We start from the raw sequence: 16,021 nt of genomic DNA on the forward strand, positions 1-16,021 counted from the left end.
CAATAAAGATACAGAATACGGCGAATAGATTTATCGAATCAAGGAGAAACTTCCGGTAAGAATTCGACCATTATCCAATTCAACACGATACCAATATTGACTAGCGGGCATCAATCTACCATTAAAGGTACCATCCCATCCCACTCCACCAGCTCTTAGCTGCTTTATAAGCTTTCCGAAACGATCAAAAATAAGAATTAAAGAGCCATTCATAATCTCGGTAGATATGCCTTCTACGTTCCAGGTTTCATGAAAACCATCACCATTAGGAGTAAAATACCCCGGAAAACCAACCACCGAAATATCTTCGGTTACCACAGGAATACAACCATTTTTATCTCTAACATAAACGGTATGAAACCCAGGGGGTACATTAGTAAAAATCGGACTGTCTTGATACGAACTTAAAACTTCTTCTATCTCGATCGCATATTCGTAATTACCAAGTCCTTCTGCATTAATAGTGACGACATTGTTATCTGTACCATCAATAATATCTACAGATGTTATCGTAGCGATACTGGAGGTTACTACTTCTGCTGTTCTTGTTTTAGAACAACCCGTTAGAATATTGGTAATCTCTGCAGTATATATTCCTGCCTGAGTGACAGAGATAATCTCTGTTGTTTCGCCTGTAGACCATAAAATAGCAAAATCACCAGGATCATTATTGGGCTGTATACCAGAATCAATTTCAATAGCGCTTTGATTTTGACATATAAAATATTGTTCCTCTTCTTCGATATCTGGTAATGGGATTACAAATAATTGTACAGTACTAATTCCGAAACAATCTCCGCCATTTTCAACCTTAGCATAAACAATATCGTCTCCTTGAGAATTTTGCGTTGGATTTGTATAGGTTGTTATTGGGTTTCTATTAAGTAATGCATCTTCTGTATTTTCAAAATAATTTATTGTGAGTCCAGGTGTTGTTATACCAAATAACACTTGTGGATTAGCTTCAGAAAGATTAAAAATAGTAAAACCATCTTCGGTTCCATCATCATCACATGCTCTCAATTCTGCATCACTTACATTGGTAGTACTTACCTGCAAAGTGAGTGTTGAAATACTAAAACAATTGGTATTGTCATTGTTTATTACTCTAACATATAACTGCTGATTGTTTTGGTTGTTTTGAAAAGTATCAATATTAGTAATTACTGGAGATCCAGCTTGTGCCGAAGGCATATCAAGGAAAAATTGAGTAGAAAAATCGATATTACCACCCGTAAGCTGATCGTTTGCGAAGTTTAAATCAAATAATGTGATATTGTCTCCTATAGTTTGATATGCATCACATTGTATTAATGATGATGGTATAATGGCTGGTACCTCATAAAAGGTCGCATTGGCTACACCAATAAGAGGGCAGCTACCATCATTTAGGTCAACTTCTAGTCTATAATTAGCTGTTGTTGTGATATCTAAAGAATTAGTTGTATTTGCTATTTGAACATCATCTATAAACCAAGTATAGGTAGCGCCAGGAATGTTTTGATACGTTAATTGATAAGTATCACCCTCACAAAGAGGTAGATTTACATCATTTGGATCTCCCATGTTTATGATGTCAATAGTTTGCGCAAAAATAGATTGAATAAAAGGAGGGAGCCCTAATTGCGCATTTCTAGAACCATCTACATTGACCAGTATACTTCTTTCATTGTAAATTATGCTTGATGCCGGATCTTCAGGGTTTTCTATAGCTCCTAAGTAATTGCCTATTTGAGCATTAAAATCCAATAAGGTTCTATAGATTTTGCCATCAGGGCCCAATTGTATAGCTCCTGCGGCGAAAGAAGAAATTTCTTGATTAATTTGATTGCGAATCCTGGTTCCACTTGAAGCAATTTGATTATCGGGTAATGATAGATCATATTGTGTTAAATAACTTTGTCCATTTCCGGCTGCACCAATATCATATGTGGCATATAAACGTTGTCCGATTTGAGAGAATTCTATTCCGTAGGGAGAATCAATATTACTTAATTCGATTTCATTACTTACTTGTCCGGTTATATTATCAAAATTATAAAGTAATACGCTACCCATAGCATTTCCTCCGGCGATTGTTGCGAAACCAAAATGAGCTACCGCTAATTTGTTTCCCTCTGGAGAAGCTTTAATGTACCCTAAAGCATTACGACGATATCCCGAAACCGGAACTGTAACACCAACTCTGGAGGTAACAGGTGTAGGATCTACGCCAGTCGAATTAATTCTAAAGGTATAGAATGTATCTACAAAATGGGTAATGACCCAAAACGAATCACAATCATCACTTTTTACTGCGGTAATTTTTTCTGAACATTTATATAAACTTTCCAGACTATTAGATGTGTCATAGGTGATTAAAGGAATGTTTTTTTGTGTGCTTACCACATCACCATTTCCTCCATCCAAGGATATATCTACAATAGAGTACATGAATCCATCATTAACTCCGTCACCATCAGTTGTACCTGCATTATTATCTGCATTAAAGTGATGCGGTTCATCTACAGTGAAAATAATATACAGATTAGGATTGTTGGGTTGAGGGACAATCAAGGCAGATGAGGTACTAGATGGATCTCCTTTTAATCCAATACCATTAGGCATAATAGTATGAGATTTGTTCCATACTGTAATACCATCAGTATAAAAAAGTAAATTGCCGGTAACATCAGATATAGTAGTGCACCCTTCTAGGGTATTTACTTGTCCATTGGTGAGTGCTGTAGGAGGCGTAGTATTAAAACTGATCCCTGCATTTTGTCCAAAGTACCAATTGTTAGCTTCTCCTTGACCTAGAATTGGTAAGGTATAAAACAAACAGGCAAAAAAAACTACATATAAATATCTCATCTAATAAGCCATGAAGCCCAAAGATATTATAAATCTCTCTTTTTGAGCAATCGATAAGAAAGAATGACAAAAATAGCAGTCCAAACTAACACGATTAAAATTTCATACCAATGTACTAGATAATCCTTTTGAAAGTTTTCTCCAAGTTGATTAACTGCCGATTGGATAAAATTTAATCGACTAAATGGTTCGATAATAAGGTTGTTCATTGATTCTAATGGAAAGAATTGTACAATGTTGTCTGCTATGTCTGTTCCTTTGAATAGTTTAAATTTGAGTAAAGCGTAGACTATATTTTCAAGAATCCACCAAATAAATAGAAATCCTAATGCAAAAGCAGAGCGTTTTACAAAAACTCCTAAAAACATACAAAAAGCAAAAAATCCTATTAGTTTAACAAAGTAAGCTAAAACATATTCTAGATCTGAAAAAACAATCGATAGCTCATTATAATCAGAAAAGCTTAACCCTAGAATAAGAGATACACAAAACAAAAATAGCGTTGAAGCAAAAGCATATACAACAACAGTCAAGAATTTGGATCCAATAAACTCTTTTTTGCTTAATCCATCGATCAAATTTTGTTTTAGTGTTCTATGGCTATATTCATTTGCCATCATTGAAACGATTACAATCGCTAAAAAAAGCTTAGCCCATGATACAATATATGTTGTGAAATGCCAGATATATGGAAAGTTAAAAATACCCTGATCCGCAATTCTGAATTTAATACCAGCAAAATTAAATTCTATTGAAGCAATTAACGCGACGAAGGTAAAAAGAACAAAGTACGTTATTGTGATTACCTTTGCCGCTTTATTATATTTAAATTTCTGAAATTCTATATTAAGTAGTCGTAACATGGTTCTAATTTAAATTATTGGTTAGTTGTAAAAATTGTTCTTCGAGGCTTTCTTTTCTTTTTACAAGATGTGTAAGAACAATACCTTCTTTAAATAATTGTCTGTTAAGACTTTCTTCATCCAATTCGTGGGCTAAAAAAGCAGTAATTTTATCATCTTCTTCTTTGAAGCTTTTAAAATCCTTATGAGCGGATAACCATTTTTTGAGAATAGAATTTTGATTACTCTTTAATTCGAAGAAACCATAACTTGCATTCATCTCATCTACAGGGCCTGAATATAATTTGATTCCTTTTCGTATAATAACTACATGTGTACAAACTTTCTCGACTTCATCAAGAAGGTGAGAAGCAAGAAGAATAGTAGTCCCTTTTGAGGCAATTTTTTTTATAATTTCTCTAATCTGATGTATTCCTTGTGGATCTAAACCATTTGTAGGCTCGTCCAGGATAAGGATTTCAGGATCATTTAATAGGGCAGAAGCAATAGCTAATCGTTGTTTCATTCCTAAAGAAAATGTTCTAAATTTACTATCCTTACGTTCTAACAATCCTACGATTTCAAGCTTTTCTTCAATTTTTTCTGAAGACACTTCTTTAATCTGGCAAACTAGTTTCAGGTTTTGAACTGCTGTCATATATGGATAAAAATTTGGACGTTCAATAATAGCTCCTACCTTTTTAAGCGCATCATGAGTTGAGGTGTTTCCATCAAACCAGGTAAAATCTCCAGAAGTTCTATTAACCACGTTGAGTACGATACCCAATGTAGTTGATTTTCCACTTCCGTTAGGGCCAAGAATACCATATACGTTCCCTTTTTTGATAGTAAAAGATAGATCCTTTACGGCTGTTATCGGACCAAATTTTTTGGTAAGATTTTTTAACGTGAGAATAGTTTCCAATTGTTATTGTTTTGGAGGTTATATTAAACAAGACGAAAAGTACGGCTTTTTGTTACAAAAGTAGTTGATGCTTATGAGTTGATTATTGATGTTTTTAGTGTTTCAAGATTGTTATTTGTAAATTGCTTGCCTTATTGAAGTTTGTTATGGAAGAAAAGTTAATGTCGAAAAAGAAGCCGACCTATCCAATAAATGATCAACTCGATGCATACTTAAAAGAATGTAATCGGAAAATTAAAATCCCTGTGTTTTATGATGATTTGCTTAGGTTTTCGGGATCGATAGTGGTATATGATAGTAATGATGAAGATACACTATGGGTGCGAGTATACTACGAAGAACATGAAAGACCTGAGATAGAATCTAGTCTCAAAAAAGTGTATACTATTTTGCATTCTGATGGAAATGAAGATGCTATAGAGTTTTTAAATATTGATGCCATTGACTATTGCACCTTTGGTAATTCTAAACCCTTTAGAATAAAAGTTAGGAATATTTTAAATGACAATTACACCTACATTTATGTTAAGAAAGCCGATGCTTCGCGTATTTATGGTTTAGAATTAGAACATATGTTCTCTCCAAATCGAATTAACTTTTTAGTGTACAAAAATACATTGATAGAAGAGCATATTGCAGGAATACCAGGAGATGTATTTATTAAAGATTTTTTACCGGATCTAAGTGATCAGGCAAAATCTCAAATAGCTAAAGAATTTGTAAAATTTAATGAACGTTGTCAAATGCGCCTGTTGGGTGATATGAGGTCTTATAATTATGTGATTATTCCTATACATGATTTTGATCATGTAGAATATAAGATTAGGGCCATTGATTTTGATCAACAATGCTTTGAAGGAAAGTTAAAAGTCTATCAACCTCAATTTTTTAAAGAAAATTTTACGATGGTTGATGTTGTAATGAATAAGCTACAGCCTAGTTCTATCGAACAATATAAAAAAGAAGAACGTTCTGTTTTGGCTAAACGTATCTTAACATCAAGATCACGTTATGAAAATTTGGTTGAATGCATGTGTGCAGATCATATTTCTACCGAAGAGAATTTAAAAGAACTACGAGAGCATTTGTATAATTTTACACTGGATCTAAAGTTTCGTCGAAGTCAATCTATGGGAGAGGTTTTAAAAACGGCAATGGATTTTGTGAGGCGTAATTATGAAAATGTAAATATGAAGAATTTGTTGGATAAATAATCATATACGAATTTGTAACAAAAACTACTTCTTGATATTTGAGTTAAAAAAGATGCTACAAAATACCGATGCCAAGTAGAATAGAAAATACGATTAATAAGATACCAACAATAATCTGGATCGTATTTATAGTAATTTTCTTTAAAAACTTATTTCCAAAATAGGCCCCAATAAAAGCCATCAAAGTGGCAGTAGTGAGCATAGTGTAATTTAAATCATTGCGTAGTTGCCAGAGATCTTTAGCATATATAGTAATTCTTGAAATATCTATCAAGCAAGCAATAGTTACTCCTGTGGCAATAAAAGCTTCTTTACTAAGTCTTGCTCGTATTAAAAAAGCGGTTCGTAATGCACCTTGATGGCCGGATAATCCTCCGAAAAAACCACTTAATGCCCCACCCAAGGGTAAAAATTTAGTATCAATCTCAAGTCTTTTTAATCTTGGAATAAGATCAAAAAGCGAAAAGAAAATCAATAAAGTAGCGATGCATATTTTTACGACTGTAATCTGATATACGTTGTCTGCAATAGAATAGATGTATAATGGTTTTATATCTGTAAGCGTTCCTAGTAAGTAGGCTCCTAAAAAAGCAAACAAAATAGCAGGTATGCCAAATCGTAGTACAGTTTTTATATTCGCTTTTTTACCGATCAAAGTTAATTTAAACAGGTTATTAAGCAAATGAACAATAGCAGTAAGCGCAATAGCAATATCAATAGGGAAAAATAATGCAAATACCGGCATAAGTAAAGTGCCTAATCCAAAACCAGAAAAAAATGTTAATCCCGATCCTAATAAGGCGATAATACCAACCAGAATATAATCCACTATATATTAAGTTTTTTGTTCCTTGTTAAAGTACACAAGGTAGTAATACATTTGTTTTTCTTCATCCCAGCCTTTTTCGACAAATTTTTCTGCAGACTCTGGGTTTATGAAATCCATTTTGATCTGAACGTTAGTATCCAGGTTGATTACGTTTTTCATTTTTTTACGAGCAGCAGTAACCGCGTTATTGGCAATAGGGAAGTTGGTAAGATCCTCAATCTGATATTTAGGTGCTTTTTCTACTTTATAATGTTTAAACTCGGGTATTAAATCTGGATTGTCGATTACATCATTTAAAAAAGCGGTTTCTTCAAACTCATCATTTTTTGCAAAGTGATTTACCGCACGGTTCATAAACATCACTTCTTCTTTTTTATCTTCTGCTGGTAACACTACATCTTTTGCAAAATCCTGGCAGAATTTCATATACTTTTTAGTGTAAAAGTTTTCATCTGCAAAAGCTTCAACGCCAAGGAAATTTTCTAACCAATATTTGGTATCATATCGATTAGAATCAACAGAAAGAACTTTATACCCTTCCTCTTTTTTGTGATTAAAAACGAGACATCCTTTATCTAGCTTGTTAAGGTTAACGCCTTGCTGAATTAGTAATTCGATATCAGACTCTTTTTCTTCAAACTGAAGAAAATCATGCTTCAATTCGGATTTAAAAATCCCAATGGCAGCAACTTTTTCATTATCAATAGTTACATTGTCTAGATACGTGACGTATACTTCTCCGCTTTTAATATGTGGATGATTAGATTGCTCATAAAGTAATGATGCAATTCGCTTTGATTTTTCATGAACCGAAGATGGATTCTCAAAAATTTCGGTTACAATCTTATATAATGGATTAAATTCTATATCTACTTCATTCGCAAATTGAAAATAATTTTCTTCTTTCTCTCTAAAAGGTTTAAAGAAATATTCTTTCAGAATAGCAGTAAGTTCATCATTAACCTGGTATGGTGATTCTGATAGAAATATACTTTCGCCTTTGTTCTTGTTTCCAACCTTGTGAACAGAAAGCGATTCGATTTGGGTACTATATAGGTTAATCATAATTCTAAGTTTAAAAGCTACAAAGTAGCAGTGTTACATTGTGTGTTTGTGGTTATTTTATTTTGGGATTTTAATTCCAATGCTCATCAAATCCAAGATCGTCATATTCATCAAGATCCATAAAACCTTCTTCTTCACCTTCATCAAAATCATTAGTGTCATCAGCCTTAAATTCTTTGTCAGGTGCTTCATCTGGTAATTGCCCATGAACGAACATTATGTTAGGGTATTCCATACCACTTTCATACTCTGCAATTTCTGCTAATTCAACCAGAAATGTCCACATGCTTAAGAAATCATAAATATAAATTAGTCTTGGAGAGGCTTCATGAACGACATCAATAAGAGTGGTTTCATTCATTAATTTAACTGCCTGGCTTCCGTCGCTCATGTCAAATAATGAAATTTCTTCGCCTTGATTCCATTCATCATCACTTATATAAAAAGAAGCCATTTCTGTGCCATCAAAACCGAAGGATTGAGTAATCACATTATGAAATTGCTCTAATGTAGCATCTTGCTCTATTTCAATATCTCTAAATACATCTTCTTCGGTATCTAGTATAATTCTGAAACGGTAAATCATTCTTAACTATTTTGGAAATGCAAAGATACTATAAATGCATTGTTATTTACTAAAACGATGTAATGAAAAAGTCATTGCACCAAGTAAGAAAAAAGCAGTAATTTGATGTAATATACCAAGTACTATGGGAACTCTATAAATTAGGGTAAAAACGCCAAGAAAAAACTGAAGACCAACTATAATTAATAATATGTGTAACGATTTTGTTTGTAGATCACTTTTCTCGATGCGCTTACCTCGATACCATATCAATAGTATGAGCGCAACAACTATATAGGCCAGGTAACGATGTATAAACTGAACACCGCTTTTTCCTTCTACAAAATTCATTATCACCGGAGACTGTTCTATATAAACAGATTCGTGAATTAGCGCTCCGTCATTCATGAGTGGCCAATGATTATGTAATAAGCCAGCATCAAGACCTGCAACAAAAGCTCCATAAATAATCTGAATGAGGAGAATTACTAACCCCCATCGAACTAGATTTCTAAACTTTATATCAATTACTTTTTTAGTTGGATATATGAGATCTAATGCTACCCAAAATGTATAGGCAAAGGTGATAAATGCGGCGGTTAAGTGCATTGCAAGTCTATAATGACTTACATCGGGTCTGTCAATCAACCCGCTTTTAACCATAAACCACCCAAGAAACCCCTGAAATCCCCCTAATAACATTAATATGATGGATTTTCTTATGGTAGGCTTAGTAAGTTGTTTTCGTATTAGGAAATATAAAAATGGGATTATAAATACTACACCTATAAACCTGCCTATAACGCGATGTAGCCATTCCCAAAAGTAAATGTCTTTAAAATCCTCTAGAGTAAATTGATTATTTATCTTTTGATATTCTGGATATTGTTTATATAGCTCAAATGCATCATTCCATTCTGTTTCATTCATAGGAGGAATAGTGCCCGAAATTAATTTGTAATTAGAAATAGATAGACCAGAATGTGTAAGTCTGGTAATGCCACCTATTACCACCATAATAAAAATTAATAAACACCCTGTGAGTAGCCAGTATATTACTTTTTTATTGTCTTTTTTCATAAATTAATTTCATTAACGTCATTTCCATGAAAACGGAAATCTTTTTATGCTTCCCTCTATGTTTTTGGATTCCAGCCTACGCTGGAATGACAAAAAAAAGTTATTTTCACCATCAACCATCAACCATCAACCATCAACCATCAACCATCAACCATCAACCATCAACCATCAACCATCAACCATCAACCATCAACCATCAACCATCAACCATCAACCATCAACCATCAACCCTCAGCCCTAACTCTTTTCCTTTACGAAGCATAAATTGATAAGCCTTATCATGCTCATTAGGGATTTCTCCTTCAAGAATTGCTTCTTTTATTGCTTCTTTTATAATTCCTATCTCCCGGGAAGGTTTTATATTAAAGGTTTCCATGATCTCTTCTCCGGTAACTGGTGGTTGAAAATTTCGGATATGATCACGTTCTTCAACTTCTACCATTTTTTGTCTTACAATCTTAAAATTGTTGTGGTATTTCTTGAATTTTTTAGGGTTTTTAGTGGTAATGTCTGCTTCACATAGAGTCATTAATTCCTCTATGAAATCACCTGCGTCAAATACTAATCTTCTTACTGCAGAATCAGTAACATCTGAAGCAATTACAATGGGGCGCGAACTCATTAATACCATTTTCTGAACAAATTTCATCTTTTCATTCAGCGGCATTTTTAATCGCTTAAAGAGTTTAAATACCATTTTTGAACCTACAAATTCATGTCCATGAAATGTCCAACCTACTTTTTTACTAAATTTTTTGGTTGGAGCTTTACCGATATCATGTAATAATGCAGCCCATCGTAACCATAAATCATCAGTATTTTCTGAAATATTATCAACTACTTCGAGTGTATGATAAAAGTTGTCTTTGTGGCGCTGCCCTTCAATTTCATCAATACCTTTCAAGGCAATTAATTCTGGAAGAATATATGCCAAAAGCCCAGTTTTTTCAAGTAATTTAAATCCAATAGATGGTTGTTCGCTTAGCATGATTTTATGCAACTCATCTACTATTCTTTCTTTGGTAATAATCTTTATTCGATCTTTATTTTTGGTGATAGCCTTTAGGGATTTCTCTTCAATTTTAAATCCTAACTGCGTTGCAAATCGAATTGCTCTCATCATTCGCAACGGGTCATCAGAATAGGTGATGTCTGGATCTAGAGGGGTGCGAATTATCTTTGATTTTAAATCATCTAGCCCGTTAAAGGGATCTAATAAATCTCCGAAATTTTCTGATGCTAAGTTTAGTGCAAATGCATTTATAGTAAAATCCCTCCGGTTTTGATCATCTTGTAAGCTTCCGTTTTCTACTATGGGATTACGACTATCATCAGAATAGGATTCTTTACGGGCTCCTACAAATTCTACTTCAATGTCATCGGTTTTGAGCATTGCAGTACCGTATGTTTTAAAAACCTGTACTTTTGGCTTATCTGGTAAAAGATTTGAGACTTCTTTGGCCAGTTGTATTCCGCTCCCAATAGCAACAATGTCGATATCTTTTGCGGTTCCTCTTTGTAATATGTGATCCCTTACAAATCCTCCAATCACATAACTATCTAATTGAAGAGTTACTGCTGCTTTGGCAATAGTATTAAAAATTGGGTGTTGTAAGGCTTCTTTGTAATTTTTAGCTTCCGACATGAATCAATTTACTTCCGTATAATTTTTACAGTGCTATCACCTCCGATCTTAATAATCGAAGAAGGTTTTGCACCTTTATTTTGCAGTGGCAAATTTACAACATAGTCTACGCCTTCCAAAATAGTGTTAGATATTTCTTCAAAATTTTTAGGAGATGGTTTACCACTAATGTTTGCAGAAGTAGATATAATGGGTCTTTTAAATTTTCGTATTAATTTTCCGCAAAAAGGATCTCTTACTACACGAATCCCTAATGTATTATCTTCTGCAATAATATTTTCTGCAACTCGTAGTGGTCTATCATAGATTATGGTAGTCGCTTTTGTTGCATATTTAAGTATGTCGTAGGCAACTTCTGGTATTTCTTCTACGTATTGCTGCAGCATTTTAAAATCACTTACCAGACAGATCATAGTTTTACTCTCTGCTCGTTGCTTAAGTTTATATACCTTCTCTATAGCTCCTGGGTTTGTAGCATCACAACCTATACCCCACACTGTATCTGTAGGATAGAGAATAAGTCCACCTCTTTTAAGTACAGTGATTACTTTTTCTATTTCTTCTCTGTGATCAGTCATTAGATTATTTTTTGCAAGTGTCAAAAATACAAAAGAACATGAAGCTTTCATCTTTATAATGGTAAAAGAATGTATTCTAATTTGGGTTATGAATTTTATCACATGTTTTAGACCAATAAAAGTGTGTAAGGTTCATTTGTTTTATAATACTTAGTATGAGTTTTTATTGCCATGAATTCCCTGAAAACCAACTGTGTTTTCACTGAAAACCAACTTAAGCTACTTGATTTTCGATTGTAGAGTGTACTACATTTGCCTCGAACAAAAAACAAAATAAACGGACTTTAACATCGCTTTAAAGTTTTTACTTTTTAATCTTAAACTATTAATAATGAAAAAAAATGTTTTTTTACTGCTTATACTTGCAGTAACAATTTCTTGTCAAAAAGACAGTCCAGAATCTTTTACTGAAGCTACTGATCAAGAATCTAATGTTGAGTTTAGTCCGGAATTAAAATCAGGTAGATTTTCTTTTAAAAACTGGGAAGAATTTAATGGCTTTTATATGAGTCTCGTTAATTTAGACTCAGATGAGTTGGAAGCAAAATCTTTTTACACTACCGAGAAGGATGATATGGAAATTTTACCGGCAATTCAAGGAATTTTAAATGAAAATAATGAGTTTGAAGTTGCTGATCAAATTATCTGGTTTAACGAAGGGAATTTTTATGAATTGGATAGTGAAGTTAATGGTATAACTCAAAAAACTTCTCCAAAAGATCTTAAAGAAATTGGTTCTGTATCTTATACGCTTGTAAATAATGGAGAAACGAGTAATGATGAAACAGAAATAGGTCTGGCAAAAACAGTTCCTGTTGCAAATCAACATCAATTTTGGAAACAAAAATATATTGAAAAGTGTGGTAGTGGTAAAACTCAAGGGAGGTCACCTAGAAAATTTAAATATGTGCATGAGGTTTTCGCACAATATTTATCCTTAGGTTATATTAGACAATATTCATTGCATCTACGTGTAAAATTAGAGTATAATTATAGACGTAATCGTTGGAGATTATCAGGAGAGAGAAGAGAAATTAATATTAATATTACAAATAATTCCTTTTTAAGAAATCAGTTCGGACAGGTTAGTAGTTCTTATCCAAGTGATATACAACGTTCTATTGTGTTTTCTAGTGGTTGTTCTTCTCATGTAAATAGATTTCTGAATTCTGTTGAGGCTCCGGGACTTATACCTAATGCGTATTGGGATGTTAATGTAAGTGGAAGAATAGTAGAAAAAATGTTAGGTGATGATGAAAGAAATCGCTGGACAGATCGAATCTCGTGGTAGATTTCATCGAGTATGAAATCAACCATTGATTACACTCAAAAATAGGCTAATTATTTTTTAAAGCGGAATTTCTTGTATTCGATTTTCCGCTTTAAATTTAATATGAATTCTTATCAATATAGCTTTTCTCTGTTTCTTAATTAGCTATTATTTAAATTTAGGAATTGTATTTTCTGCATCAATATATTTAGGGACTTCAGGATTTAAAGTTTCTCCCGAAATAACTTTTTTATATAACTCTAGATATTTTTCTGTCATAACTTTAGAGTTAAAATACTTTACAGCGTGATCATGACATCGTTTGGGGTTATAGTCAAATTCTTTAATAGCTTTAGCAATTTCATCAGAGCTTGTTCCTGTAAATCCAACTTCCGGGGTTATCAACTCTTCTAACGAACCGTTTTTAGTTCCAAATACGGCACAACCTGCGTACATACTTTCGGTAATTGCGATGCCAAATGGTTCGTGCCAAACTACAGGAAAAACTAAAGCTTTCGAATTCTGAGCAACTTTCATTTTCACATCATTTTCGACCATTCCGTGAAAAATGATATTTGGATTTAGAATATATTTTAACCCTCTTTTAATATTGCGAGAATCCCATCGTTTTCCTCCCATAACGTGGAGTTTATTTCCGGATTTAAGGGCAATTTTTGCGGTTCCGAATAGATTTTTTACTTTCCAGGAGGCTTTGGCCAGAAAGTGGAGATACGTTCTTTCGCTACTCAAATCAGGATCTGGGTAATCATCCCAATCAATCCCATTATATACAAATGCAGATGAACCATATCTTTTTGCATGATTTTTTGATACAAAAACCATGTTTTTATCTAATACTCTTTCTGGAGCCGGGTTGCCTTCCATGGTAAAAATATAAGGTTTGCCCACCGTTTCATGTAGTGAATAAAAAAGATGAACAACATCTACATCCTCTGGTATCTGGCTCTGAAAATCTTTTTCTTCATCATAAGGTATAACAGTTGCAAAATCAGAATATGAACCTTTTTTTGTTAAAAAATACACTTCGTGTCCCATCTTAACTAACTCCTTCCCTAAACCCCAAATAACGCGCTCAGTACCTCCATATTTTTTTGCTGGGAGAGTAGCAGTTCTGTCTTCGATAAGTATTTTCATTTTTTGTTTAAAATTTATATTAAATGTTATTTTTGTTATCCCTATTAAAAAATCTAAATTACTATATATTTGTCGATATATCTATAAGATAATTTATGAAAGTTTTACATGTCTCTGGAGCTAGAAGTTGGGGAGGAAATGAACAACAGTTATTATATTTGGTAGAGGAACTAAACTCATACGGAGTTGAACAGTCTTTATTTTGTTTTGAAAACACTCCTTTAGTCGAAAAAATTAAGGGGCAAAATATTACTATCATTTCAATCCCTTATATAAAAGCTCGTAAGAAGGGGTATAGAAAACAATTGAAAAATGCTGTAGCGGAACACCGGTTTGATCTTCTTCATTTACACACTAGTGATGCAGTTACAGGATATATGATAACCGACCTTTTACATAAGCTTAAAGTGAAAGCAGTTTTTTCAAAAAAAGGTATCGGAAGTAGCGTTAGCTTTTTGAGTAAGCTTAAGTATAATTATAAGAATATTCATAAGGTTTTATGTGTGTCTAAAATTGTTTCTGATTATTTTAAAGGGGTGTTGTATACTAAAAACCACACTAAGCTGTGTGTAGTTTATGATGGGGTAAAGGTGAATGATCAAAGTGAAGAGGCTATCCCGTTTCATAATATCAGAAAAGAATTGAATCTTGCTGAAGATTGTAAAATCATTGGTAATATAGCAAACCATACTAAAGCTAAAGATCTTAAAACCTTAGTAAAGACTTTGGATATTATAGTGAATAAAGAAAATAGGAAAGACATACACTTTGTTCAGATTGGTGAGTTTTCAAAACGAACCCAAGAACTTAAAGATATGGTTTTAGAGTATGGGTTAGAAGATTATATATCGTTTATTGGTTTTAAAAATGAAGCAGCATCAATTTTACCTCAATTTGATATATATCTTATGACATCTGAGCGAGAAGGTGGGCCGACAACAGTTTTAGAAGCATTTTATAAGAAAGTGCCTGTGGTTTCGACTAAAGTTGGGATGGTAAACGAAGCGATAGAAGATGCTGTAAATGGGTTTATTGCACCAGTTGGAGATTATGAAACACTTGGAGAAAAGATATTAATATTACTTCAGGATGATACGCTAAGAAACTCTTTTACTAAAATCTCTTTTAAAAGACTTATGGATTCTTATACCACAAAACACTTAGGGATAAACACATATAATGTATATAAAGAAGTCGTTTAATGATAGTTAAATCAGCACTTATTATATCAACATATAATTGGCCTGAAGCACTTTCACTAGTACTTCAGAGTGTCATTAAGCAAAGCTTGTTGACAAACGAGGTCTTGATAGCAGATGATGGTTCTGATGATCAAACCCGAGATGTAATAGAAAGATTCAAAAAACAAATAAACGTACCTGTTAAACATGTATGGCACGAAGATTCTGGGTTTAGGAAAGGAAAAATTTTAAATAAAGCTATCGCATCTACAGATGCAGACTATATTATCGAAGTTGATGGAGATTGTATCTTGCAAAAAGATTTTATTAAAGATCACCTTGGTTTTATAAAAAAAGGTGTTTTTCTTTATGGCTCTAGAGTAAATATTCAAAAAGACTATTTACCAACATTGTTTAAAAAACAAAAAACATCTTTTAACCTTTTGTCAACAGGTATTAAAAAAAGGACTAGAGCAATACGAATTCCGTTTTTAGGATACCTTTTTACCTCTAAATCAAAATTGTCTAAGAAGGTAAGAGGGTGTAACATATCTTTTTGGCGAGAAGATATAATCAAAGTAAATGGCTATAATGAATCTATTGAGGGCTGGGGTAGAGAGGATAGTGAATTGATTGTAAGGATGTTAAATAATGGTTGTGTGGGTAGGAGATTACGATACCGAGGGATAGTGTATCATATTTGGCATCATGAAAAATCTAGAGATAAAGTTAAAGAGAATGACGAAATTCAAAGACTTTCGCAAGAAAAGGATTTAATTTGGTGCGAAAATGGAATAGATAAATACAGTAACAATTAAA

The 16,021-nt window shown here is 33.1% G+C and carries 14 protein-coding genes; 4 read left to right on the top strand and 10 right to left on the bottom strand.

The features are described from left to right. Nucleotides 1–30: 30 nt before the first annotated feature. Genes ABW637_RS19335 through ABW637_RS19345 form a run of 3 tightly spaced genes read right to left on the bottom strand, consistent with a single transcriptional unit; the run spans nt 31 to nt 4,620 of the window. Nucleotides 31–2,853: a T9SS type B sorting domain-containing protein gene (locus ABW637_RS19335; RefSeq protein WP_367586368.1), complete on the bottom strand. Its 2,823-nt coding sequence runs from the start codon at nt 2,851–2,853 to the stop codon at nt 31–33. A gap of 26 nt (nt 2,854–2,879) precedes the next feature. Beyond that, on the bottom strand, nt 2,880–3,716 hold the full coding sequence (locus ABW637_RS19340; protein WP_367586369.1) for an ABC transporter permease: 837 nt from the start codon (nt 3,714–3,716) through the stop codon (nt 2,880–2,882). A gap of 4 nt (nt 3,717–3,720) precedes the next feature. Next, nucleotides 3,721–4,620 carry an ABC transporter ATP-binding protein gene (locus ABW637_RS19345; protein WP_367586370.1) on the bottom strand — a complete coding sequence of 300 codons (900 nt, stop codon included), beginning with the start codon at nt 4,618–4,620 and terminating at the stop codon, nt 3,721–3,723. Nucleotides 4,621–4,766: 146 nt separating this feature from the next. Here ABW637_RS19345 and ABW637_RS19350 point away from each other — a divergent pair, with 146 nt between their 5' ends. Continuing rightward, complete coding sequence (locus ABW637_RS19350; RefSeq protein WP_367586371.1) at nt 4,767–5,834, top strand: hypothetical protein; 1,068 nt, start codon at nt 4,767–4,769, stop codon at nt 5,832–5,834. Between the two features lie 55 nt (nt 5,835–5,889). On the opposite strand, the gene ABW637_RS19355 is transcribed toward ABW637_RS19350, so the two are convergent. The 6 genes from ABW637_RS19355 to ABW637_RS19380 all read right to left on the bottom strand — a co-directional run bounded on the left by ABW637_RS19355 (nt 5,890) and on the right by ABW637_RS19380 (nt 11,596). After that, nucleotides 5,890–6,663, bottom strand: a complete 774-nt coding sequence (locus ABW637_RS19355) for a TSUP family transporter (protein ID WP_367586372.1) — start codon at nt 6,661–6,663, stop codon at nt 5,890–5,892. Nucleotides 6,664–6,669: 6 nt separating this feature from the next. Then, a complete protein-coding gene (locus ABW637_RS19360) occupies nt 6,670–7,728 on the bottom strand; it encodes a nucleoid-associated protein (protein ID WP_367586373.1) in 1,059 nt (352 codons plus the stop codon). A gap of 70 nt (nt 7,729–7,798) precedes the next feature. After that, entirely contained in the window at nt 7,799–8,314 is a 516-nt protein-coding gene (locus ABW637_RS19365; protein ID WP_367586374.1) for an IS1096 element passenger TnpR family protein, read from the bottom strand. A 42-nt stretch (nt 8,315–8,356) separates the two neighbouring features. Continuing rightward, a complete protein-coding gene (locus tag ABW637_RS19370; protein WP_367586375.1) occupies nt 8,357–9,373 on the bottom strand; it encodes a COX15/CtaA family protein in 1,017 nt (338 codons plus the stop codon). Nucleotides 9,374–9,590: 217 nt separating this feature from the next. Continuing rightward, on the bottom strand, nt 9,591–11,018 hold the full coding sequence (locus ABW637_RS19375) for a CCA tRNA nucleotidyltransferase (protein WP_367586376.1): 1,428 nt from the start codon (nt 11,016–11,018) through the stop codon (nt 9,591–9,593). Between the two features lie 8 nt (nt 11,019–11,026). Next, a complete protein-coding gene (locus ABW637_RS19380) occupies nt 11,027–11,596 on the bottom strand; it encodes an L-threonylcarbamoyladenylate synthase (RefSeq protein WP_367586377.1) in 570 nt (189 codons plus the stop codon). Between the two features lie 331 nt (nt 11,597–11,927). On the opposite strand from ABW637_RS19380, the gene ABW637_RS19385 reads away from it, so the two are divergent. Then, nucleotides 11,928–12,887 carry a hypothetical protein gene (locus tag ABW637_RS19385; RefSeq protein WP_367586378.1) on the top strand — a complete coding sequence of 320 codons (960 nt, stop codon included), beginning with the start codon at nt 11,928–11,930 and terminating at the stop codon, nt 12,885–12,887. Between the two features lie 147 nt (nt 12,888–13,034). Here the strand turns inward: ABW637_RS19385 and ABW637_RS19390 are convergent, their stop codons facing one another. Then, nucleotides 13,035–14,021 carry a glycosyltransferase gene (locus ABW637_RS19390; RefSeq protein ID WP_367586379.1) on the bottom strand — a complete coding sequence of 329 codons (987 nt, stop codon included), beginning with the start codon at nt 14,019–14,021 and terminating at the stop codon, nt 13,035–13,037. Nucleotides 14,022–14,116: 95 nt separating this feature from the next. Here ABW637_RS19390 and ABW637_RS19395 point away from each other — a divergent pair, with 95 nt between their 5' ends. Together ABW637_RS19395 and ABW637_RS19400 are read left to right on the top strand one after the other, a co-directional pair. Then, nucleotides 14,117–15,223: a glycosyltransferase gene (locus ABW637_RS19395; RefSeq protein WP_367586380.1), complete on the top strand. Its 1,107-nt coding sequence runs from the start codon at nt 14,117–14,119 to the stop codon at nt 15,221–15,223. Beyond that, complete coding sequence (locus ABW637_RS19400; RefSeq protein ID WP_367586381.1) at nt 15,223–16,020, top strand: glycosyltransferase family 2 protein; 798 nt, start codon at nt 15,223–15,225, stop codon at nt 16,018–16,020. The genes ABW637_RS19395 and ABW637_RS19400 overlap by 1 nt, the downstream gene beginning before the upstream one ends. The last annotated feature ends 1 nt before the right edge of the window (nt 16,021 follow it).

Origin of the sequence: Aquimarina penaris, from assembly GCF_040786285.1 — a bacterium.
In the GTDB taxonomy this organism is placed as follows: domain Bacteria; phylum Bacteroidota; class Bacteroidia; order Flavobacteriales; family Flavobacteriaceae; genus Aquimarina.